Genomic DNA, 21,422 nt, shown 5'->3' on the forward strand with positions numbered 1-21,422 from the left:
GGGAGCGGGTATGGAACAGTTTCGCTTAATGATGCGTGGCATCAGCAAAAGTTACGGTAACGCTGCTGCGCTGCAGGATGTCGATTTTTCAGTGCGGCCCGGTGAGGTGCACGCGCTGATTGGGGAAAACGGCGCGGGTAAGTCGACGCTGCTGAATATCCTCTCCGGCGTTCGCGGCGCGGACAGCGGGGAGATCAGCGTCAACGGAAACCGGGTGCAGATCCGCAGTCCACTCAGCGCCCGTCAGGCCGGGATCGCGATGATCCACCAGGAGTTGCAGCATGTGCCTGAGCTTTCCGTGGCGCAGAACATGTTTCTGGGTCGCCCGCTGACCCGCGCCGGGGGCTGGTGGGTGGATAAAAAGGCCCAGCTGGCGCGGGCTACCCTGATTCTGAAGACGCTGGATCCCACTATCGACCCTGATACGCCGATCAGGAACCTCAAGGTATCGCAGCAGCAGATTGTTGAGATTGCCCGGGCGCTGCTGGATGACGCCAAAATCATCGCCATGGATGAGCCGACCTCCAGCCTGACGCCACGCGAATTTGACCGGCTGGCGGAACTGATTGGCGATCTGAAGTCGACCGGCGTCTCGCTGATCTATGTCTCGCACAAGATGAATGAGATTTTCCGGGTCTGCGACCGCGCCACCATTATGCGTGACGGAAAGCAGGTGGGGGTGGTCAACATCAGTGATGAGGATGAGGAGAGCATCGTCGCCAAAATGGTTGGACGGAAGATCGACAAGCTTGACCATCAGGCATTTGTCACCGATCGCGAAGTGCTGCGGGTAGAGGATCTGACGCGTGGCAATGAGGTGGTGGCGGCGAACTTCAGCGTTCGTGCGGGCGAAGTGCTGGGGATTGCCGGGCTGGTCGGCGCGGGACGCACCGAACTGCTGAAGCTGATTGCCGGTATCGACAGGCGCACCCGTGGCACGGTGAGCGTCAACGGTGCCACGGTGAAGAACCACAACGTGCGTGCGGCGATCAAGGCGGGCATTGGCCTGGTACCAGAAGACCGCAAGAAAGAGGGCATTATCAAAGAGCGGGCGGTGAAGATGAATATGGCGCTGCCGTCGATGCACCGCTTCACGTCGGCGGGGCTGATGAACCAGGCCCGGCTGGACCGCGAGGCGCTGAAGGTCATGGGCGACCTGAAACTGCGCCCGCTCGACATTGAGAAAACCATCGGCACGCTGAGCGGCGGCAATCAGCAAAAAGTGATCATCGGCCGCTGGGTTGCGGCGGATGCCAATGTATTTCTGTTTGATGAGCCGACGCGCGGTATCGATATTGGTGCCAAGTCTGAAATCTATCACCTGATTGAAAAACTGGCCCAGGCGGGCAAAGCCATTGTGGTGGTGTCATCAGAAATGACCGAGATCATGCGCATCTCCGATCGGGTGCTGGTGATGCGCGAGGGCCGGATAACCAAAGAGTTAACCGGCAGCGCGATCACCGAAGAGAACATTGCCCGTTATGCCATTAAAGATATCGACCAGACCGCCTGACCGCTTACCTGACACTATTTAAGGTTATAACTATGACAACTCAGACATCTACCGGGCCGGGTACCCGACCCGCACTGCGGCTTAAATTTAATCTGCGTGATGCCGGTACCTTAATTGGCTTACTGATTATCGTGGTGACATTTTCGTTTCTGTCGCCGGTCTTTTTCACCCTGCCGAATCTGCTGAATATTCTGCAGCAGTCCTCGATCAACGCCCTGATCGCACTGGGCATGACGCTGGTGATCATCTCTGGCGGGATTGACCTCTCGGTCGGCCCCACGGCGGCGCTCTCTGCGGTGCTGGGTGCAACCCTGATGGCATCGGGCGTGCCGGTGCCGCTGGCGATCCTCGCGACGCTGGGGGTGGGTGCGATGTGCGGGCTGTTCAGCGGCACGCTGATCGCCTATGCCGGGCTGCAGCCGTTTATTGTGACGCTGGGCGGCCTGTCGCTGTTCCGGGCAATTGCGCTGATCTACACCGGTGGCAATCCCATCTTCGGTATTCCGCTGGAATTTCGCAGCCTGATTAACAGCACACTTTTTGGTATCCCGACGCCGATTGTGATTGTGGCGGTAATTGCGCTGCTGCTCTGGACGGTGATGAATAAGACCCCGCTGGGGGAATATATTCTGGCGATTGGCGGCAATGAAGAGGCGGCGCGGGTCGCAGGTGTGCCGGTTAAGCGCACCAAGGTCACGGTCTATATCTTCTCCGGCCTACTGGCTTCACTGGCCTCGCTGATTCTGATTGGTCGTCTGGGGGCGGCGGAACCGACTATCGGCAACCTGTGGGAACTGGATGCGATTGCGGCGGCGGCCATTGGCGGTGCGTCGTTAATGGGCGGCAAGGGCAGTATCTTCGGAACGCTGATCGGCGTGGTTATCCTCGGTGCGTTACGTAATGGCTTGACCTTACTGAACATTCAGGCCTTTTACCAATTGCTCGCTACCGGCCTTATTATTATCATAGCGATGTTGATTGACCGGGCGACCCGAGGCAAGTAATGAAGCAAGATCCGCGAGCCATTGGCGCTCAGATTCGTATGCGTTTGCCCCAGCTGACGCCGTTAGAACGTCGGGTAGCTGAGGCGATAATTGCCCGAACCGACATTACCGAGCAATCTTCATTAAAGGAGATTGCGCGGGAGAATAATGTCTCTGAAGCGATGATCGTTAAGATTACCAAAAAACTTAACTTTACCGGCTTCAGGCATTTCAGAAGTGGCCTGATCTATTACAACCAGTCTGAAGTGGCGGGGCTGCATGCGGAAATTGAGCCGGATGATTCGTCGGAGCAGTTGCTGGCCAAAGTCTTCAGAACCTCCATCCAGGCGATTGAAGAGACCTTATCGATTCTGGATGTTTCTGAATTCAATCGTGCGGCGGACATCATCTTTAAAGCACGTCATATCGATCTCTATGCCGTGGGCGGTTCTGCCGCTGTGGCGCGGGACCTGTCACACAAGATGCTGAAGATTGGCATCAAGTCGACTGCCTATGACGACGCCCACATCATGCTGATGTCAGCCGCCGTGTTATCTGATGACGATGTGGTTATCGCCATCAGCCATTCGGGTGCTACGCGTGCGGTGAACGATCCGGTGAAACTGGCAGGAAGGAATGGTGCAAAGGTTATCGCCATTACCAACTACGCTGAGTCCCCGATCGCGCAGAGTGCGCATGTGGTCCTCAATTCAACCTCTCAGGGATCGCATCTGCTGGGTGAAAACGCCGCGTCACGCATCGCCCAGCTCAATATTCTGGATGCGCTGTTTGTCGCTATCGCTAAGAAAGATCTGAAGCGGGCGGAGAAGAACCTGATGAAAACCCAGCATGCGGTTCAGGATCTGCGGGAATTCTAGCTATGAGCAAAATTGCAGTCACCGGCAGTCTTCACTACGACATTATGCTGGATGCACACCATCGCCCGGAAAAAGGCGAAACGGTGATGGGCAGCGCCTGTCACTATAAGTTTGGTGGCAAGGGCGGTAATCAGGCCGTCGCAGCGGCACACGCGGGCGCTGCCGTGCGCTTCGCCGGTTCAGTGGGACGCGATCAGCAGGGGCAATTCCTGCTGGATCATCTGCAGCAGGCCGGGGTCGAGTGCACCGCCGTCAGCATCATTGATGCATTTCCCTCCGGGATGAGCGTGGCGATTACCGATGCCGAAGGAGATTACGGTGCGGTGGTGGTCTCCAATGCCAATCAGCAGATCCCGCTGGAGACCTTTGAGCAGCCCGGCTTCTGGCAGGAGGTGTCGCTGCTGATGCTGCAAAATGAAGTCCCGGAAGCGGTGAACCTTTGTGCGGCCCGGGCGGCACAGCAGCGGGGGATTACGGTCTGCGTCAATGCCGCGCCCGCCCGGCCGTTGTCAGCCGCGTTTGAAAACTGTATCGATCTGCTGGTGGTGAACGCCATTGAAGCGCGCGATATGTGCGGGATTAGCGTGCAGGATCTGACATCGGCGCGCTCTGCGGCGGAATCGCTGGCCAGCCGGTTTGCCAGGGTGGTGGTGACCGCTGGTGAACATGGTGTGGCTTACAGCGAGGCGGGAGAGACTCATACACTAGCGGCGCAGAAGGTGACTCTGGTGAGCACCCACGGTGCCGGGGATTGTTTTGTCGGGGTGTTGTGTCAGCGGCTGAGTAGCGGGGCAACGCTGGCAGAGGCGGTGAGTGCGGCAAATCGTGCAGCTGCCGAACACGTTTCCCGGCAGCCGCACTGATTAATGGCGTGCCGCGTCACTGACGCGGTACGCTAACGTCGTCAGGTGCCGACGTTCACCACGGTTTTACCGAAGTTTTTGCCCTTCAGCATATCGATAAACGCCTGTGGCGCGTTCTCTAATCCTTCAATCATATGCTCGCGATAATGGATTTTTTTGTTTTCCACCAGCGGACGCATCGCCTCCAGGAACTCAGGGTAACGGTCACCATAATCCTGGAAGATGATAAAGCCCTGCATACGGATACGGCGTTTCAGAATGCCCGCCATGATCAGAGACGTTCTGTCCGGGCCTTGCGGCAGCTCACGCTGGCTGTATGCCGAGACCAGACCACAGACCGGCACGCGTGCGGCGGTGTTCAGCAGCGGGAACACGGCATCAAACACTTTGCCACCGACGTTTTCGAAGTAGATATCGATGCCATCCGGGCAGGCGTTTTTCAGCTGCTCTTCAAAGTCGGCGCTGTGGTGATCGAGGCAGGCATCAAAGCCCAGCGTATCCACCGCGTAACGGCATTTCTCTTCACCGCCCGCCACACCAACGACACGGCAGCCTTTCTGTTTACCCAACTGGCCGACCGTTGCGCCCACCGGACCGGTTGCGGCGGCAACCACCAGGGTTTCACCCGCTTTTGGCTGACCGATATCCATCAGACCCATATAGGCGGTAAAGCCTGGCATACCGAGAATACCCAGCGCCCATGAGGGATGAGGCAGATCGTTGCCCAGCTTCGCAATCTCTTTGCCATCTGAGACGGCATATTCCTGCCAGCCACTCTGCGCCAGCACCCAGTCACCGGTCTTAAAGTCGCTGTTTTTCGATTCGGCGACCTGACAGACGGTGCCGCCCACCATCGGCTGATCCAGCTCTGCCGGCGCGGCGTAGGATTTACCCTCGTCCATCCGCCCACGCATGTAGGGGTCAAGCGAGAGATAGATGGTTTTCAGCAGTACTTCACCCTCTTTGATTTCCGGGACAGGCTGCGCCACATGGCGGAAATTCTCTTTGGTCGGCTCACCGTGAGGGCGTGAAGCCAGTAACCAGGCGTGGTTCTGGGTTGCTTGTTCGGTCATATTGTCATCCTTTTATAGCCGGGCAATGCTCAGGGCATCGCTTTATGAATACCGGTAAAGTGTAGATGACCACGGCAGGAATGCGTTTAGCGCTGTGAGCGGTAAGCTGATTTACCGATAACAGATGCAGCATACTGATTAAATAAATAGCTAATCATTGTATGGACTACGATAAATTTGCACGACAACACTGTCCGGGGATGTGTATTTAATTACTGTGACAATGTCTTTGGAGTCCTGAGAACGCCAACATTCAGCTTCAACATCACATTGAGATTGTGGACTATAACCAGCGGATACCAAATAACGATGTATGTTTCTGGTTTCAGATGTTCCATGATATCTAACTGTAAAAACACTAGCCTCGGGCCCACTTACATTCCCAAATTCAAATGCATAATCATCAGATATACGTGGCATTTTTTTAAGAAGCTCAGGCGTGTAATACTCGTACTCCGGTTTATCTCTCTCGGTATAATACGCACTGCTGGCAAATCCCATTTTTATATATGGCCAGCCAAAAGCCAGTGCCACGCCAACAAGCCCCAGCACGACAGATACGGTTATAAATTTCTTCACAGTCCCATCCTGCTATTTCCGGCACCCAGAACCACAAACGTTTTGTCATGTCGGGGTAGTATTACATTCCCCGACAGAAAATCGTTGTAGGGGACAACTGTCCGCATAAATGGCGGTAGCACCCCTTTGTATGGACGAGAGTTCGGAAATTTTTTCGGATCGGGGAACAGCAAAGGCTGAAATGTATCGTTTTTCCAGCTACCAATTTTGCCGTAGTAGTCCCATCGTTTCAGGGCTTCTTCTTTACTTACAGGGCGAAGCATCCCGAAAGGGTTCTGAGCCGACACCACCCGGTAAAAACCCAGCAAGTCTGAAACCAGATCTTCACCGCTTAAGCCACTGTCAGTCACCAGATTATTGGGAAATGAACCCTGAAAAGTTTCAAACTTTCGCGCCATACTCATCATCATGGCCAGCGCAACGCTCTTCTGTTCCCAGTAAGGTCGTCTGCGCCGAATACGCCACGTCATCAATTTTCCTGACCGGACCTGACCCCAGATTCCGGCCATACCCTGAGAGTACCGAACGTCATAAAATTCTTTTTCTGATGCTTCACCTTGCGTCATCTGAGACAGCAGGTTTCTGATGTCGGTCCCCTGTGCATGACCTAAGTCTACCCAGCCAAGTACCTCCGTATAAACCAGACCATACTTTTCAGTTGCTGCTTTATTTCCATCAATTATTTCTGATCGCTTACTCATCCTGAATATCCCATCCCTATTGGTTCACTGTGGCCAGATTTACCATAACACCGGCGTCCGATATTGCCATGTAATCTTTATATTGCAAGAGCATCCAGAAGTTAGTGATCATGTCAGATAAAGAATTAAACCGGGTTAACATTATTCAAGCTGTTGTCGAAAATCGTATGCGTTATCGTATGCGTTGCCGTGGTGCTGCTGTCCAATAAAGCTAACTGAACGGTCAGATTCAGCGGCGGGTAAAACCGGGGCGGCACAGAGATTGCAGGGCGAGGAACGTCACGGGATGGCCCTCACTGATGTTCACATCCACTTGCAAAAAACCGGGAATGAATATGTTAAGAAAAATCTGTTCCGCATCTAACTTCATGGGAAGCTCTGAAGATTGTGATAAATATCAGTGAACTTTACCGGGAGAGAACCATAATTATACAGCATCTGCGTATTGCCCGACCGGTGACAGACCTGACGCAAAGCAGTCAGAACTATTGCCACGGGCTGGGGTTGCAAGAAATCGGTGAGTTTACTGATCATCAGGGGTTCAGTGGCGTGATGCTGGGCGCTGAAGGGCTGGGCTGGCATCTCGAATTCACGCTCTGTCACACGCATCCCGTCCGGCCATCGCCAACAGATGAGGACCTACTGGTGCTCTACATTCCGCATCGGCCTGACTGGCTGGCCCGATGTGCCTGTATGGATGAGGCAGGATTTATGCGGTTGAATTCATTTAATCCCTATTGGGACCAACGGGGCGTGACATTTAGCGACAGGGATGGTTATCGTGTTGTTATCCAGCATGCAGCCTGGCCATCCGCAATCTGACCTGTACCGGAGTTGACCCTGAACATTCTTTGCTTTCACACCGCGGCCAGTAATATCGCAATATTTGATGATGCCGCCCGCGCACTGGCGCGTGCCAATCCGCCATTGAATCATCTGGTGATGCCTGCGCTGCTGGCAGAAGCGGAACGCAGCGGCGGGATGACGACTGCGTTACGCCGCCGTATTGCCCAAATGATTGAAACGTTGCTGCCGCAGTTCGATGCGGTGCTGATCACCTGCTCGACGCTGGGGCCGGTTGCCGGTGATTTCAGCGCGCAGGATCGGGTTATGCGCACCGACGGAATGCTGGCAGAGGCACTGCAGCGGCAGGCAGGGCGCGCAGTCGCGCTCTGTGCGGCAGAATCAACGCTGGCGGCGACGCGGACACTTTTCTGTCAGCCCGGCAGCCAGGTGGCGGTCGTGCTGGTGGAGGGAGCGTGGGCGGCGTTCAAAGCGGGGGAGACAACACGCTATTTTGCACTGATTGCGGCAGCTGCAGAGCAGGCTTATCAACAGGGGGCCGTTGCGGTGGCCCTGGCGCAAAGCTCAATGACGCCAGTCGCACAGCAGTTTCCTGACACCCAGCGACCGCTGACCGGCCCGCATCTTGCGCTGCAGGCCTGCTACGAAATCAGATGATCGTCACACCCTGCTGGCTTAGCGCCTGTCGCAGCGCCTCGTCCGGCTGCGTTTCCACGATCAGCGTGCTGGCCAGCGACAGGTCGCCAATGGCAAATGCCGAGGCGGAGTTCAGCTTTTCCGCTGACGCCAGCACTACGGTTTCCGCTGCGCGTCCTGCCAGCGCACGCTTGACCGTCGCCTCTTCAAAATTACCGGTGGTCAGGCCCGCCGCCGGATGCACGCCGGTGACACCCATAAAAAAGAGATCGGCATTGATGCGGTTGATCGACTCCAGCATCGCTGCGCCCACCGTCACCACTGAATGTTTATAGAGCTGCCCGCCAATCAGTATGATCTCCACGAGTGGATGATCGGCTAACGCCAGCGCCACGCTGGGACTGTGCGTAACCGCGGTAAAGCTCAGCGTGGCGGGTAACCGTCGCACCAGTTCCGCGCTGGTGGTCCCGCCATCAATCAGTACGATCTGTCCCGGCTGGATCAGTGAAACCGCTTTTTGCGCAATAACCTGTTTGGAAGCAGTCTGCACGCTTTTGCGTGTTTCAAAGGTTGCCAGCGCAGCGGAAACCGGCAGGGCGCCGCCATGTACCCGCTGCAATAATCCTTCAGCCGCCAGTTCACGCAGGTCGCGGCGGATAGAGTCTTCGGAGAGGCCAAAACGCTGGCTGAGTTCGCGCGACTGCACCTGTTTTTCCTGGTCGAGCAGGGCAAGAATCGTCTGTTTTCGCTGGCTGGATAGCATCACTGACCTTTGCATGTTTTTTCTTGAAGTTGCACGATTGTGCATGATAGCGTGATGGCCGTCTACCTATCCTGGAGAGCATCATGCAGCAGAACCATCCCCGCGTGCGCATCATCAATGAGCAGTTGCTGTCAGACAACTGGTATACCCTGAAGAAATATACGTTCTCACTGCTGCGCCGTGATGGCCGCTGGCAGGAGCAGAGCCGTGAAGCCTATGACCGCGGTAATGGCGCAGTGATCCTGCTCTTCAACCGTGACAAACGTACGGTGGTACTGACCCGTCAGTTTCGCTTTCCGATTTTCCTGAACGGGCATGATGGCTTTCTGATTGAAGCGGCCGCCGGTCTGCTGGATAACGCCTCGCCGGAAGCGCGTATTGTTGCCGAAGCTGAAGAGGAAACCGGTTTTCGCGTCAGCCATGTACAGAAGGTGTTTGAAGCCTTTATGAGCCCCGGTTCGGTTACTGAGAAACTCTACTTTTTTATTGCCGAGTATGGCGATCAGCAGCGTAGCGGTGAAGGCGGCGGAATAGCGGAAGAGGGTGAAGATATCGAGGTGCTTGAGATCGGTTTCGACCAGGCGTTACAGGCGATTGATCAGGGTGAAATTGTGGATGCCAAGACCATCATGCTGCTACAGCATCTGCGGCTGAAAGGCATTTTATAAGAGACCGGGCAGACCACCGTTCATGCGGTCTGCCCGTTAAAGCTTACTGATCCTGGGTCAGGATGCCTTTTACATCGTGCGGTTCAGAACGCAGATACTGTGGCGGAACCTGAACTTTACCATCCAGCGCAGCAGCTGCGTGCCACGGCCAGCGCGGATCGTAGAGAATACCGCGCGCCAGCGCCACCAGGTCAGCTTCACCCTGTTGCAGCAGATCTTCTGCCTGCTGCGGCTCAGTGATTAAGCCGACTGCAATCACCGGAATCGACACCTGCTCACGAATATCGCGGGCGAACGGCACCTGATAATTGGGTCCGACGCTGATTTTCTGATCTTCCGACAAACCACCACTGGAGACATGAATATAGGCACTGTTCAGCGCTTCCAGCTCACGCGAGAAGGCGATTGACTGATTGATCTCCCAACCGCCTTCAACCCAGTCAGTGGCAGAAATGCGCACGCCTACCGGCACGGAAGCGGGTACGGCATCGCGAACGGCTTTGAAGACTTCCAGTGGGAAACGCATACGGTTTTCCAGCGAGCCGCCATATTCATCACTGCGCTGATTCGACAGCGGCGACAGGAACTGATGCAGCAGGTAGCCGTGTGCGGCATGCACTTCAATAAGCTGAATCCCCAGACGCACCGCACGCAGGGCGCTGTCGACAAATGCCTGTTTTACCCGCGCCAGATCGTCAGTGTTCATGGCAACCGGTTTCACTTCATCCGCGCTGTAGCTCAGTGCGGACGGAGCCACGGTTTGCCAGCCGCCAGCCTCAGGCGCAATCTGCTTACCACCTTCCCAGGGTACGGCACACGACGCTTTGCGTCCCGCATGTCCCAGCTGAATACCAATCGGAATTGAGGAGTAGCGGCGGACATCTTCCAGAACCGTTTTCAGCGCAGCTTCATTATCATCATTCCACAAACCGAGATCGCCGGGGGAGATGCGGCCAATATCCTCTACGGCAGTGGCTTCAATAATCATCAGGCCTGCGCCGGAAAAGGCCAGCTGGCCAAGATGGATACGGTGCCAGGCGGTCGCATTGCCCGCTTCAGCGGAGTACTGGCACATTGGCGCAATCACAATACGATTATCCAGCGAAAGTTCGCCCAGCGAGACAGCGGAAAAAAGTTGGCTCATGTTATCTCCATGGTTTTAAGACTAATGTGACAGGCAATAACTATAGCGGGGGATTTGCCAGGCGGGTGTTTCTTCAACGTGACATTTTATGACGGCGTGCCTGACACAGGCTGGAGAGTACAGCGACTGCTGACGTCGACAGGGAAGGAGACGTTAACGGTTCGCCAGTCATCGACTGGCGGGTGGACGTTTTCCTGGTGTGGTGATGTAAGAGAGGGATCCGGCACCTGTGCACCGGATCAGGCTCAGTCAATCAGTTGCCGCGATAAGTTGAGTAACCAAACGGGCTCAGCAGAAGGGGGATGTGATAGTGCTCACCACCGGCTTCCATGTTGAACTCAACCGGGATCTCAGGGAAGAAGGTTTTTTGGTTAGTCTTTTTATAGAAGTCACCGGTTTTAAACACCACGCGGTAGCTGCCTGGACTGGTCGTTTTGTCCTGCGGGAACAGGGCGCTGATGCGACCATTGTTATCGGTGACGCCAGACGCCAGTTTCACCCAATTATCCTGCTGCTTTTGATCCAGCTCTACTTCAATGCCTGCTGTTGGCTGGCCGGTTTGCAGATTCAGAACGTGCACGCTCAATGGGTTTTTTGCCGCAGCAGGTTGGGCTGCGATAGCTGACGCGCCAGTGGTCATCAGTAATGTTGCGATCAAAGCATATGAAGTTTTCATCAATGTTTCCTTTATTGATTGCAGGAGGTCGGGTGACAGTGCAGAGAGAGTAATGTGCCTGAGCGCAAAGCGATACTTAGCAGGAGGAAATGTGAAATTTCCGAGAAAGATGAGCACCTTATTTTTAGTTACATCATACAAAATACCTTACTGCCAGCAACGCACCTGTGCGGCAAAGGTTAAGCAGGACAAAGAGAGAAGAAAAGTAAACGGTCGTGCCATTCAGCAAAGAAAGCAGGAGAGCCCGCTGGTTAACGCTGTTTTATATGACTTGCGTCAATAAGTTACAGATTCAGCTAATCAGAATGCCCGGGGCGGCGCGGCATCACCCGCCGCACCTTTTTTATCCGCACCGTTTTAGCGCTGGTAGCGCAGATGCTCACGTAACCGCGCTATCGGGGATCACCTGCATAAAGCAGGGCATCCGGCTGTGGGATATCGCCATACACATAAACGATCCAACTTCAGGACTTGTACGCAATGAGAATGAATAAACTGGCGCTGACCATGATGTTACTGACAGGCGCTATCGGCGTTTCAGCAGCAATGGCGGCAGAGACGTCAACTTCTGATGTCGCAGGCAATTCGGTTGTTAATACCCGGCCAGAACCTGCAGCGTCCGCAGTTTCACCGCCGGGCAAAGCTGTGCAAACACCGGGCAGCCCTGAAGCATCCGCTGCTGCCACGTCAGCGACATCAGACTCATCCAGTTCGGCAGCCGCAACGCAGCAATCGGACACGGCTGCAACCGCAGTCCCATCCGGTTCAGCACCGGTATTACCACCGGCCCCGCAGGAAGCGGCGACGCCTGAGGCGGTTCAGAAAACGTCAGCAGGCGATCATCCTTCATCGGCTGTAAATCCCCCTGATGGTGTCCCTTCAGGGTCAGAAAAGAACGCGCCGCATCCGCCAGCAACAGGGCTGGATCCAAACACTGTGACAAACGGGGATGCCACGCAGAATCATACTCAGACTTCATCCACAACCGCAGCGCCGCTGTTTACGCCAGAGCAGGAAGCTCGTATTGGCGAGGTAGCGAAAGCCTATCTGCTGAAGCACCCGGAATTATTGATTGAGGTTGATGAGAAACTGCAGAAAATTCAGTATGAAGAACAGACGAGAGCAATGACCACCGCGGCGATTCAGCATCAGGATGCACTGCTTAATGATAAAACCGTGCCCGCCATCGGACCTGCGGATGCTAGCGTCGCTTTCATCGAGTTCTTTGATTATCAGTGCAGCGTCTGTGCCCGGCAGGCACCCGTTATTCAGTCACTCATGAAAAATAATCCACAGGTGCGTTTTGTGTTTAAGGAATGGCCCATTTTTGGGTATCGCTGGAAACCTTCGTTTGAGGCAGCAGAAACAGGTTTGAGAATCTGGCAGCAAAAGGGCGGTGATGCCTATATGAATTATCATAATACGCTCTTTGCCTCAGAACATGTTGAAGGTGCGCTGACACATAAAGACGTGACCAGAGCGGCCTCAGCCGCTGGCGCGGGGAAGTTAAAAGTTAAGAACAACGATATGCTTGAAACATTATCCAGGACGGATATCCTGGCGAAAAACCTGGGATTTCAGGGTACGCCAGGCATCATCGTTATCCCTGTTAAGGGGGCGACATCAGACAATGTGACGGTTATCCCAGGTGGTGCCCCGGAGCCAATGCTGCAGGATGCGATTAATAAAGCATCGAATCAGCCGGTAAATTAACTTCCCGCGGCTTACGCGGTAGCGCATTCCACTCTGCTTCTGCTGTAATAGACCGGAAGAGCGACCGCCGCTCTTCCGGCATACTCATTTCTATCTGATTTCTCCTGATGCATCAACACACTACTCTGCGCATTTTCTCTATTAACGACTCTGGGCTTTTTTCCTGTCATCATTTTTAATGATGCCTTTTATATATCCAGCACTTCTCGCCTGAATACCGTGCAGGCTTGCTTATAAAAATAAACGAACGAACAACGAGCTCGGTTATTTTTTCGTTAATTCATAGGTGCAACAATGTTTGTCAGAATTTTTTTACTTGCAACATACTTATTCACCTGGTGCAGTTGGTCTGTTAACTGGCTGATTTTCAATGCTGCGACCCTGGCGATTAAATAATCAATTTCCGCAATTCTTAATAATCGCATTCCATTCGTAATGCCTGACATTCAATTGTGGTCTGAGTAAGAGGTTTGTTATCTGTAAATACAAGCTTTATACTTTCTTCATTCCTGCTCATTCTTACTATTTCTTCGGGGTAAGTGAGCGGGCAACAATAAAAAAGGCAGTATCGCCATTTAAAGAACAGATGAATTAACACTGATTAAATCGTGCGGGTTCGCCTCGTCCTTCAATATTGGCGGCGGAATTTTTCTCTTTGCCTGAAATAAGGCACAGGGGCAGGGCACCTCATGACTCTCACGGGGCGGAAAACCGGGAGAAGCGTGAAGTTATGTTGTGTAGTTAAAGATAATTAAACAAGGGATATATAATGAACATGAAAAAAATGGCTGTGATGATGAGCGCAGCTGTGGGCTTATTTGCGGGCGTCGTCCATGCTGAAGCTACCCCTATCACCGTTAACGGCGGCACGGTCCATTTTAAAGGTAAGCTGGTTGCAGCTCCTTGTTCCGTGAGCACCGATACCAGTGACCAGGAAGTGAAACTGGGTGAATATACCACTCATCACTTTAAGGCTGCCGGCGTGCTTGGCTCGGTTGTACCGTTCCAGATTAAACTGGAAGACTGTGATACATCCGTAGCTAAAACCGCAGCAGTAGCCTTTTCAGGCCGCGCAGATGCACAGGATCCAACACTGCTGGCTGTAGATGAGGATCTGTCATCCTCAAACAGCGCTACCGCGACCAACATCGGCATTCAGTTACTGGATAACACGTCTAAGGTAGTGAAACTGGATGGTTCAACGTTTACCGATCAGACCAATTTAATCAACGGCGAGAATATCCTTAAATTCGCAGCGCAATATAAATCTACCGGCATTGCCACAGCGGGTGATGCAAACGCGGACGCTAATTTCATCATGCAGTACAACTAAGCATTATGCCGGTCTGTCAGGGTATTGTCCGGACAGGCCGGCATTTCTTAGAGGCTGACTTATGACGCGTTCTTCAATTTCCTTCCTGTTGCTCAGCGTTATGCTGACTCCCGTTAGCGGATACAGTGCCGTAAATGATTACGACGCTGAAGTAGCCGGTGGACAATTACATCTTCATGGCAGGGTTATTACAGGTGCCTGCTTAGTCACCTCAGATAACGTCGATATGCATGTTGATATGGGGCAGTTCAGGCTGCATTCATTTAAACAGACAGAGGATATTGCCACATCAGATCGGTCATTTACCATCCGGTTAGCGGAATGTAAAAGTGAAATAAGTGCGGGTATAAATATTGCCCTGGCAGGAAGAACCAATTCGCAAAAACCGAATCTTTTCGAGGTTGATTCCGGAGATGAAGAGAGCGAGCACGTTGATAGCAGCAGTGAAAATAGCGATGTGGGATTATTGATTTCCGATATGAAAGGAAGGCAGGTTATGCCGAAGGGCGCACCGGTTATGGTTCGTCAGGAACATGGTCAGGACGCAGAAATTCATTATACCGCTCATTATCTTGCCTCTTCTCTGAATATTCATCCTGAAGCGCTGCATAGCGAAATCCGGCTTGATATTGCCTATCCCTAACTTGCATTTTAAACAGGTCAATTCATGTTGAAAAAATCATTATCCTCAGCGGCCATACTGGCGGCTTTGGTTTTTCAAACGGCACAGGCAGGCGGTATTGCGCCAGGCGCTACCCGAATTATCTACCCGGAAAGTGACAGTCAGACAGCATTATCCATAACCAATAGCGATGGACATGAACGCTACCTTATTCAGGCCTGGGTAGAAGATGAAAAAGGAAAGCGGGTTAAAGACTTTATTGTCACGCCACCGCTGTTTGCTGCTGCGCCAAAAAGTGAAAATAACCTGCGCATTGTTTATACCGGTGCAAAATTGCCTGAAGATCGTGAAAAAGTTTACTGGATGAACGTGAAGGCTATCCCGGCGGTAAATAAAGAGGCGCTGAGCGGTGGAAATACCCTCCAGCTGGCCGTGTTGTCAAGGATGAAACTTTTTATGCGTCCGGATGGCCTGCCACTGAGTGAAGCTGAATCGGCAAAGAAGCTCGCGTTTCAGGAGAAAGCAGGGGAACTCACGATTGATAATCCCACCCCTTACTATCAATCGCTGGTCAATATCAGTGTCGGCAGCAAAAAGATAGCGAACAGCATGGTCGCGCCTTTTGGGCATCTTGCACTTTCACTACCTGCTGGCATCTCAGGCAGCGTGCATTACCAGACGATTAATGATTATGGCGCGATTAGCTCGCCCCAGACCGGCAGCCTTCGTTAATGAATCGCCCGTAAAAATCATCATTACTTTGACACGCTCAGGAACTCGATAATGCGCCACTCGGTATTTAGCAGACAGTCTCAGGAGAAACTGATCTCTTTTCGGTATTCCTCTCTTGCGCTGTTTGTCGCGCTGTCCGGTTCGGTACAGGCACAGGACTGGTTTAACCCAGCCTTTCTGACAAAAGATGGCAATGAAGTGGCCGATCTTTCTCGCTTTGAAAATGGCGCAGGACAATTACCTGGCGTTTATCGTGTTGATATCTGGCGTAACGATGAGTTTATTACCACCCGGCTGATGCGTTTTATCGCGGCGACTGCGCCGGCGGAAAGCCGTCAGCTATCGGCTGATGAGACAAAACAGGACGGGACAGGATTGCGCCCCTGCCTGACAGCAGAGTGGATGAAGCGGCTGGGCGTTAAAACCGAAAACCTGAGCGCATTCAGGGCGTCAGAACCTAAAGATCAGTGCATCGATTTTGTAAACGTATTTCCTGGCGCGGCTTCTTATTATGATTTTTCATCACAACGCCTTACGCTGACGTTTCCCCAGGCCGCACTCAGAAACAGTGTGGAAGGTTATATTGCACCAGAGGACTGGGATGAGGGAATCAATGCCGCATTACTGAACTATGCACTGACCGGAAGCAAAGGCGACAGCAACAACAGCTATTATCTCAACCTGACCAGCGGTCTGAATATCGGGGCATGGCGACTCAGGAACAACGGTGCCTGGAATTACTCCGATTACGCGAATGGCTATCATCAAAGCCAGTGGCAGAATATCGCGACCTTTGCTGAACGCACCATCATTCCTTTTAAAAGTGAACTGGTTCTGGGTGACAGCAGCAGTTCAGGTGATATCTACGATAGTCTGGGGTTTCGTGGTGTACGGCTTTACTCCTCGGATGCAATGTATCCAAACAGTCAACAGGGCTATGCGCCCGTCATCCGCGGTATTGCGTCTGGGCGCTCGCAGATTACAGTGCGGCAAAATGGCTACGTCATTTACCAGAATGTGGTGCAGTCTGGCGCGTTTGAGATTACCGACCTGAATGCAACGTCATCCAGCGGCGATCTTGACGTTACGATAAAAAACAGTGCCGGTGCAGTGCAGAAATTTGTCGTGCCATACTCCACAGTACCCCTCCTTCAGCGAGAGGGGCGAACAAAATATGATCTGGTTGCAGGGCGCTATCGCAGCGGCCTGGCGGGTAAAGAGGCCCCTTTATTTGCACAGGGAACGCTGGCCAGAGGGCTGAATAACGGCACCACACTTTATGGTGGCAGCCAGATTGCCAGAAATTATCTCTCATTACTGACCGGGATAGGGCGCAACCTTGGAGACTGGGGGGCGGTATCCGTTGATATTACTGCGGCCCGCAGTCAACTGGCGGACGGACATTCACACAACGGCCAGTCTGTCCGGTTCCTCTATGCCAAATCACTTAATCACACCGGCACAACGTTTCAGCTACTGGGATATCGCTACTCGACCCGGGGTTTTTACACCCTCGGCGAGACCGCATGGGACGCGATGAAAGGTTACCAGACTGAATGGAAAGATAACGGAGACGGTCGTGGCCCGCATGTTGAGCCTGTCAGTTATCACAATCTCATGAACAGTAAAAAAGGGCGCTTCCAGCTTAGCGTCTCGCAGCAAATCGGTGACTGGGGCTCGCTAAGTTTAACTGCCACTCATCAGGATTACTGGAACAGTAACGGCAGCGATGAGTGGTACCAGGCGGGGTTCTCCAGTGGCTGGCACGGGATTAATTACAACCTGGCTTACTCACTCAACCGCAGTAAAGGGATGCCGGAAACTGATCGACTCATCTCACTTAATATTTCGATTCCATTCGGACGCTGGTTAGGGCATGACATGCCCGAACATGACGCGCTAAACAGCATGTATGCCACGGCACAGGCCAACCGGGATCAGGATGGTGTCACCCAAATGCAGACCGGCGTCACCGGCACGCTGCTGCAGGGTAATAACATCAGCTACAGCGTCATGCAGGGGCACAGTAACCGGAATGGCAACAGCGGCAACATGAACGTCAGTTGGGATGGCGCAGATGCCAGAGCAAGCGGCGGGTACAGTTATAGTAATGGCGATCACGCCATGAACTGGGACATTTCAGGCGGAGTAATTGCCCATGCTAATGGCATCACATTCAGCCAGCCGCTTGGGGACACCAATGTACTGATTAAAGCTCCTGGTGCAAAAGGTGTGCACGTAGAGAATGAAACAGGCGTCAGCACCGACTGGCGCGGTTATGCGGTAATGCCGTATGCCTCCGTTTACCGGAGTAACCGGGTTGCATTGGATGTAAAAAGCCTGGATATGCATACCGAACTCGACGACACCGTTCGCGAAGTGGTGCCGACTGAAGGGGCCGTCGTACGGGCCGAATACAATGCACATGTCGGGCTTCGGGCTATTTTCAGTCTGATGCACGACGGTCATGCCGTGCCTTTTGGCGCAGCAGTGACAGAGCAAGCGACGGGCGCAACCGGCATTGTGGGTGACACCGGTGAAGTTTATATGACAGGCGTGAAACAGAAAGGCAGGCTCTCTGTCGTATGGGGCAGCGGCTCGGCCGATAAATGTACCGTTTCTTATCATCTTCCTGCAGAAAGTGAACAGTTACCTGTCGCGCGCATGACACTCAACTGCATTGCTATGGTGAAAAATAATCAATGAATACAGTCCCGGGAATGAGGCACAGGATATCAGCCCTGTCTGCATCAGCACTCTTATCTTTCTCTTTACTGGCAGGCAGCGCGCCTGCCTTTGGTTACAGCTACCATTGCACTGCACAGGGTGGAACACACAATTTTGTGATTAATAATATCCAGCAGGATATTTCAGATAAAGATAAGAATAAAGCGGGCACCATCATCATGGATGCCAGCGATTTTCAGGGGGAAGGTTCGTATAGCGGGCATTGTGATGAGCCCCCTTATCCTTTTACCGCTGAAGCCTACGCAACAGCAATAAGCCCACTTCCACCATCTGAAAAAATTGGCGACACCCAGTGGTACAAACTCAACGATTATCTTGATGCCTCGTTTCAGGTTTTTGTCGGCGGAAACAGCCAGACCTATCCTCATGTCCCTTTTTATGATGCATCAAATAAGCTCGCGATGAACCGCAGCCAGATGAGCAGTGGCTGGGGTACTGGCAATAGCGGGAAAATCTCATTACGTATTCGTAAACCGTTTATTGGTTTTTCGCAATTCAGTGTTCTGGCATTGCAAACATATTTAAATACACAGCCAGGCATTCAGGTGAGCGGGGAGGCCATCGCCAGCGTAACCATTGGTGGACAGATTATCATTCCGCAGAATTGTGAGTTCACACCCGATAACGTCATTACCATTGATTTTGGTAATATTAGTGCCTCTGCGTTTTCGGCAGCTGGCGCGGGCCATAAACCCGCCGGCGTCAACCCGCAGACCCGAAATATCGCTATCGCGTGTAAAAACATTGATGCGCAAGCCATGCTTTCATTAAGGCTTGAAGCGAGCAATGTCGCCAGTGGGGCCATTGTATCTGACAATCCGGATCTGGGTTTCGTCCTTGCCGATAAAGATAAAATCCCATTAATGCCCAACAATTCAGAAAGCAAAATTCCTTTTCAGCTTGATGGCAATGCCTCTGCAACCATTCCCATTACCGCCTGGCCTGTAAGCATTACCGGGAATAAGCCGGCGGAAGGTAAGTTTACGGCCGAAGGCTATCTTCGTGTCGATTTTGACTAAGACGGAATAGAGTGGTCATGAATCAGTTATGTCGCAATAGACTGGCAAAGATAACGTTGCTGACTGGCGTGGTGATACTTTTTAGTACATCGCAGACGGTCTCAGCAGATGCACTGGCGCAAATTAACCTCCGCCTGACGGCAACCGTTGTAGCGGTGGCCTGTACTGTCGATCCGGTTGACGTAAATAAGCCGGTGGATCTCGGTGAATGGCAGACTAAACAGCTGGCGAAAGCGGGACGGACAACCAAAGCGGTTCCGTTTAGTCTTCATCTCACAGGGTGTACGGCTGATAATGCAAAACTGACGTTTACTGGCACCAAAGATACCCATGACGATACGTTGCTGGCTATTGATGACAAAGATGAGAACGCAGCCTCAGGTATCGCGATTGAGATAATGGATAGCCGTCGTAATCGTATCCCACTGGGTAAGGAGACGCCGTCAGCCGTCATCGATGAAAACGGTGATGCTACGCTGGATTTCTGGGCTGACTATGTTTCTACCGGTGATAACAGTGCAAAGCCGGGTGAAGCGAATGCCGCAACGCAATTTACACTGACTTATAATTGATACGCTGTTAAACGGCGTCCACGTCCGGGATTGCAATTCGGTTGAGTCCAGAGGGCCGACACTGAATGTTTCCGGATCAGGCATTATTGCGGAGGTCAGAGAGGGGCTATCAGAACGATGAAAAGTACTTTGGCCGATCGCCATTGCAGACGCACCCGGGATGCAAAGGAAACCTGATCACAACAAGCAACAGCAGAGCAGGGAATATCAGCCGTGGCAGGAAACCAGTAAAAGCAGTCGTAATTTAACATAATATACATTATGCGCTCTTTGGTTCGTCCTTCATTCTGATACCCGGGCATCGCTGAATTCAAAGATTCTGGCTCTTAACGTCTCTTGTCGGTCAGCTTATTACATCTATCAAACTGCACGATTATCACCACCGGCATCATTGCCATCCGCCGTCCTTCCAGAGCAAATCCCGCTCTGTCATTTTTGGTTGTTCGTTGTTGTCATTAACCTTGCACGCTGAGCGCGTTATTCTCATGACTTTACACCATAGCACTGCTGCGCCATTCTGCTTTGAAAGAGATCTCCGCTGTTCGGCTTCCTTGTTTACCATCACCGTTTCTGCGCTGCGCCGATTGGAATCGCCTCTGTGTTTTAACATTCACGCACACTTCTATGCTGATGCCTGATTCATTCACGCCAGCGGTTCTGTTGCTGATGACGGATGGTTGTCATCCTGATGCTCTCCGTCCCGCCATCAGGTTTGATAACGAAAATGCCGCTCTGGCCATCTCATCCAGAATGTCATGCTTCACTGAGCCAGACTCGCCTGACTGCCTGACCTGAATGGCAACGCTACGTGAATTCTGAGACTGCCGCGTGGCCCTTGAGTCGCAGAATTTGTCACAGTGCGTCATTTCAACCTGCGCTTCCTGCCCATATCTTCAGCGATTCGTGAAAATCCCTACAGCCACATGACATCAGATTCCATGCACGCTAGAGTTGCTGGCTTCCACTGTTTCAACGACGAGAAAAAATGAAACGCTTATTTGTCTATGGCACGCTCTGTCCGGGCCGCGAGAATGCCCATATTCTGGAAAATATTGGCGGAGAATGGCTGGCCGGTTCGGTGAACGGCATCTTCTATCAGCGCGGCTGGGGCGCAGCGGCTGATTTTCCGGGCATCGTTCTGGATGAGCATGGCCCCGATGTGCCGGGTTATCTGTTTCTCTCCGACCAGCTGGATGCCCACTGGCCGATGCTGGATGCGTTTGAAGATGGCTACGATCGCGTCGAGGTTTGTGTTTCTGCCGAGGATAATCGGCAATACAGTGCGTGGATTTATCAGCTTCAGCCGCAGGAAAGCCGATGAGTTATTACCATTGAACGTTTCCTGCATGCACCCTGCTTTCGTGCATTGAGCTGCGCGCGCCCTGCTCTTATATTGCAGACT

At 52.8% G+C, this 21,422-nt stretch carries 23 protein-coding genes; 16 read left to right on the forward strand and 7 right to left on the reverse strand.

What is annotated here, in order from left to right; genetic code table 11:
* Positions 1 to 10 precede the first annotated feature (10 nt).
* The 4 genes from AC0T7J_RS01610 to AC0T7J_RS01625 are packed head-to-tail and all read left to right on the forward strand — an operon-like array spanning position 11 to position 4,237.
* Complete coding sequence (locus AC0T7J_RS01610) at positions 11 to 1,513, forward strand: sugar ABC transporter ATP-binding protein (protein WP_182685865.1); 1,503 nt, start codon at positions 11 to 13, stop codon at positions 1,511 to 1,513.
* Between the two features lie 32 nt (positions 1,514 to 1,545).
* The gene (locus AC0T7J_RS01615; protein WP_010244946.1) at positions 1,546 to 2,517 is read left to right on the forward strand and encodes an ABC transporter permease; all 972 of its coding nucleotides are present in this window, start codon (positions 1,546 to 1,548) and stop codon (positions 2,515 to 2,517) included.
* A complete protein-coding gene (locus tag AC0T7J_RS01620; RefSeq protein ID WP_099257399.1) occupies positions 2,517 to 3,374 on the forward strand; it encodes a MurR/RpiR family transcriptional regulator in 858 nt (285 codons plus the stop codon). The genes AC0T7J_RS01615 and AC0T7J_RS01620 overlap by 1 nt, the downstream gene beginning before the upstream one ends.
* Positions 3,375 to 3,376: 2 nt before the next feature.
* Complete coding sequence (locus AC0T7J_RS01625) at positions 3,377 to 4,237, forward strand: PfkB family carbohydrate kinase (protein WP_473791683.1); 861 nt, start codon at positions 3,377 to 3,379, stop codon at positions 4,235 to 4,237.
* 41 nt (positions 4,238 to 4,278) lie between these two features.
* Here the strand turns inward: AC0T7J_RS01625 and AC0T7J_RS01630 are convergent, their stop codons facing one another.
* From AC0T7J_RS01630 to AC0T7J_RS01640, 3 genes are all read right to left on the reverse strand, one after another.
* Positions 4,279 to 5,310 (reverse strand): NADP-dependent oxidoreductase, encoded by a 1,032-nt coding sequence (locus AC0T7J_RS01630; protein ID WP_473791685.1) that lies wholly within the window; start codon positions 5,308 to 5,310, stop codon positions 4,279 to 4,281.
* Positions 5,311 to 5,460: 150 nt separating this feature from the next.
* On the reverse strand, positions 5,461 to 5,889 hold the full coding sequence (locus AC0T7J_RS01635) for a hypothetical protein (RefSeq protein WP_430018149.1): 429 nt from the start codon (positions 5,887 to 5,889) through the stop codon (positions 5,461 to 5,463).
* Positions 5,886 to 6,590 (reverse strand): hypothetical protein, encoded by a 705-nt coding sequence (locus AC0T7J_RS01640; protein WP_473791687.1) that lies wholly within the window; start codon positions 6,588 to 6,590, stop codon positions 5,886 to 5,888. The genes AC0T7J_RS01635 and AC0T7J_RS01640 overlap by 4 nt, the downstream gene beginning before the upstream one ends.
* A gap of 423 nt (positions 6,591 to 7,013) precedes the next feature.
* Here AC0T7J_RS01640 and AC0T7J_RS01645 point away from each other — a divergent pair, with 423 nt between their 5' ends.
* Positions 7,014 to 7,412 (forward strand): VOC family protein, encoded by a 399-nt coding sequence (locus AC0T7J_RS01645; protein ID WP_473793161.1) that lies wholly within the window; start codon positions 7,014 to 7,016, stop codon positions 7,410 to 7,412.
* Between the two features lie 120 nt (positions 7,413 to 7,532).
* A complete protein-coding gene (locus AC0T7J_RS01650) occupies positions 7,533 to 8,051 on the forward strand; it encodes a glutamate racemase (protein ID WP_473793162.1) in 519 nt (172 codons plus the stop codon).
* Here the strand turns inward: AC0T7J_RS01650 and AC0T7J_RS01655 are convergent.
* Positions 8,044 to 8,793 carry a DeoR/GlpR family DNA-binding transcription regulator gene (locus AC0T7J_RS01655; protein ID WP_473793163.1) on the reverse strand — a complete coding sequence of 250 codons (750 nt, stop codon included), beginning with the start codon at positions 8,791 to 8,793 and terminating at the stop codon, positions 8,044 to 8,046. The two genes, AC0T7J_RS01650 and AC0T7J_RS01655, sit on opposite strands and share 8 nt — an antisense overlap.
* 83 nt (positions 8,794 to 8,876) lie before the next feature.
* Here AC0T7J_RS01655 and AC0T7J_RS01660 point away from each other — a divergent pair, with 83 nt between their 5' ends.
* A complete protein-coding gene (locus AC0T7J_RS01660) occupies positions 8,877 to 9,461 on the forward strand; it encodes an NUDIX domain-containing protein (RefSeq protein WP_473791689.1) in 585 nt (194 codons plus the stop codon).
* A gap of 43 nt (positions 9,462 to 9,504) precedes the next feature.
* Here the strand turns inward: AC0T7J_RS01660 and AC0T7J_RS01665 are convergent, their stop codons facing one another.
* Positions 9,505 to 10,605: an NADH:flavin oxidoreductase/NADH oxidase gene (locus tag AC0T7J_RS01665; protein WP_473791691.1), complete on the reverse strand. Its 1,101-nt coding sequence runs from the start codon at positions 10,603 to 10,605 to the stop codon at positions 9,505 to 9,507.
* 253 nt (positions 10,606 to 10,858) lie between these two features.
* Entirely contained in the window at positions 10,859 to 11,281 is a 423-nt protein-coding gene (gene uraH / locus AC0T7J_RS01670) for a hydroxyisourate hydrolase (protein WP_473791692.1), read from the reverse strand.
* Positions 11,282 to 11,372: 91 nt separating this feature from the next.
* On the opposite strand from uraH, the gene AC0T7J_RS01675 reads away from it, so the two are divergent.
* Positions 11,373 to 11,564: a hypothetical protein gene (locus AC0T7J_RS01675; RefSeq protein ID WP_473791694.1), complete on the forward strand. Its 192-nt coding sequence runs from the start codon at positions 11,373 to 11,375 to the stop codon at positions 11,562 to 11,564.
* Positions 11,565 to 11,873: 309 nt separating this feature from the next.
* Here the strand turns inward: AC0T7J_RS01675 and AC0T7J_RS01680 are convergent, their stop codons facing one another.
* A complete protein-coding gene (locus AC0T7J_RS01680; RefSeq protein WP_473791695.1) occupies positions 11,874 to 12,224 on the reverse strand; it encodes a hypothetical protein in 351 nt (116 codons plus the stop codon).
* Here AC0T7J_RS01680 and AC0T7J_RS01685 point away from each other — a divergent pair.
* The 8 genes from AC0T7J_RS01685 (at position 12,218) to AC0T7J_RS01720 (ending at position 21,341) form a co-directional block, all read left to right on the forward strand.
* Complete coding sequence (locus AC0T7J_RS01685) at positions 12,218 to 12,994, forward strand: DsbA family protein (RefSeq protein WP_473791697.1); 777 nt, start codon at positions 12,218 to 12,220, stop codon at positions 12,992 to 12,994. The genes AC0T7J_RS01680 and AC0T7J_RS01685 overlap by 7 nt on opposite strands.
* Positions 12,995 to 13,763: 769 nt before the next feature.
* The gene (gene fimA, locus AC0T7J_RS01690; protein WP_473791699.1) at positions 13,764 to 14,327 is read left to right on the forward strand and encodes a type 1 fimbrial major subunit FimA; all 564 of its coding nucleotides are present in this window, start codon (positions 13,764 to 13,766) and stop codon (positions 14,325 to 14,327) included.
* 61 nt (positions 14,328 to 14,388) lie between these two features.
* Positions 14,389 to 14,970, forward strand: coding sequence for a fimbrial protein (locus AC0T7J_RS01695; protein ID WP_473791701.1), 582 nt, complete (start codon positions 14,389 to 14,391; stop codon positions 14,968 to 14,970).
* 24 nt (positions 14,971 to 14,994) lie between these two features.
* Complete coding sequence (locus AC0T7J_RS01700; RefSeq protein WP_473791703.1) at positions 14,995 to 15,681, forward strand: fimbria/pilus periplasmic chaperone; 687 nt, start codon at positions 14,995 to 14,997, stop codon at positions 15,679 to 15,681.
* A gap of 51 nt (positions 15,682 to 15,732) precedes the next feature.
* Positions 15,733 to 18,387, forward strand: coding sequence for an outer membrane usher protein FimD (gene fimD / locus AC0T7J_RS01705; protein ID WP_473791705.1), 2,655 nt, complete (start codon positions 15,733 to 15,735; stop codon positions 18,385 to 18,387).
* Positions 18,388 to 18,524: 137 nt separating this feature from the next.
* Positions 18,525 to 19,448, forward strand: coding sequence for a fimbrial protein (locus tag AC0T7J_RS01710; protein WP_473791707.1), 924 nt, complete (start codon positions 18,525 to 18,527; stop codon positions 19,446 to 19,448).
* A 17-nt stretch (positions 19,449 to 19,465) separates the two neighbouring features.
* Positions 19,466 to 20,020, forward strand: a complete 555-nt coding sequence (locus AC0T7J_RS01715; RefSeq protein ID WP_473791708.1) for a fimbrial protein — start codon at positions 19,466 to 19,468, stop codon at positions 20,018 to 20,020.
* A gap of 985 nt (positions 20,021 to 21,005) precedes the next feature.
* Entirely contained in the window at positions 21,006 to 21,341 is a 336-nt protein-coding gene (locus AC0T7J_RS01720) for a gamma-glutamylcyclotransferase family protein (RefSeq protein ID WP_473791710.1), read from the forward strand.
* The last annotated feature ends 81 nt before the right edge of the window (positions 21,342 to 21,422 follow it).

This window comes from Pantoea sp. E956-1 (assembly GCF_982223955.1).

Bases quoted from the DNA above. Each gene is read 5' to 3' on its own strand.
- AC0T7J_RS01650 (WP_473793162.1), top strand. From the start codon at position 7,533: ATGCCTGCGCTGCTGGCAGAAGCGGAACGCAGCGGCGGGATGACGACT.
- uraH (WP_473791692.1), bottom strand. From the start codon at position 11,281: ATGAAAACTTCATATGCTTTGATCGCAACATTACTGATGACCACTGGC.
- AC0T7J_RS01620 (WP_099257399.1), top strand. From the start codon at position 2,517: ATGAAGCAAGATCCGCGAGCCATTGGCGCTCAGATTCGTATGCGTTTG.
- AC0T7J_RS01625 (WP_473791683.1), top strand. From the start codon at position 3,377: ATGAGCAAAATTGCAGTCACCGGCAGTCTTCACTACGACATTATGCTG.
- AC0T7J_RS01720 (WP_473791710.1), top strand. From the start codon at position 21,006: ATGAAACGCTTATTTGTCTATGGCACGCTCTGTCCGGGCCGCGAGAAT.
- AC0T7J_RS01615 (WP_010244946.1), top strand. From the start codon at position 1,546: ATGACAACTCAGACATCTACCGGGCCGGGTACCCGACCCGCACTGCGG.
- AC0T7J_RS01695 (WP_473791701.1), top strand. From the start codon at position 14,389: ATGACGCGTTCTTCAATTTCCTTCCTGTTGCTCAGCGTTATGCTGACT.
- AC0T7J_RS01655 (WP_473793163.1), bottom strand. From the start codon at position 8,793: ATGCTATCCAGCCAGCGAAAACAGACGATTCTTGCCCTGCTCGACCAG.
- AC0T7J_RS01665 (WP_473791691.1), bottom strand. From the start codon at position 10,605: ATGAGCCAACTTTTTTCCGCTGTCTCGCTGGGCGAACTTTCGCTGGAT.
- AC0T7J_RS01700 (WP_473791703.1), top strand. From the start codon at position 14,995: ATGTTGAAAAAATCATTATCCTCAGCGGCCATACTGGCGGCTTTGGTT.
- AC0T7J_RS01640 (WP_473791687.1), bottom strand. From the start codon at position 6,590: ATGAGTAAGCGATCAGAAATAATTGATGGAAATAAAGCAGCAACTGAA.
- fimA (WP_473791699.1), top strand. From the start codon at position 13,764: ATGAACATGAAAAAAATGGCTGTGATGATGAGCGCAGCTGTGGGCTTA.
- fimD (WP_473791705.1), top strand. From the start codon at position 15,733: ATGCGCCACTCGGTATTTAGCAGACAGTCTCAGGAGAAACTGATCTCT.
- AC0T7J_RS01630 (WP_473791685.1), bottom strand. From the start codon at position 5,310: ATGACCGAACAAGCAACCCAGAACCACGCCTGGTTACTGGCTTCACGC.
- AC0T7J_RS01660 (WP_473791689.1), top strand. From the start codon at position 8,877: ATGCAGCAGAACCATCCCCGCGTGCGCATCATCAATGAGCAGTTGCTG.
- AC0T7J_RS01610 (WP_182685865.1), top strand. From the start codon at position 11: ATGGAACAGTTTCGCTTAATGATGCGTGGCATCAGCAAAAGTTACGGT.
- AC0T7J_RS01715 (WP_473791708.1), top strand. From the start codon at position 19,466: ATGAATCAGTTATGTCGCAATAGACTGGCAAAGATAACGTTGCTGACT.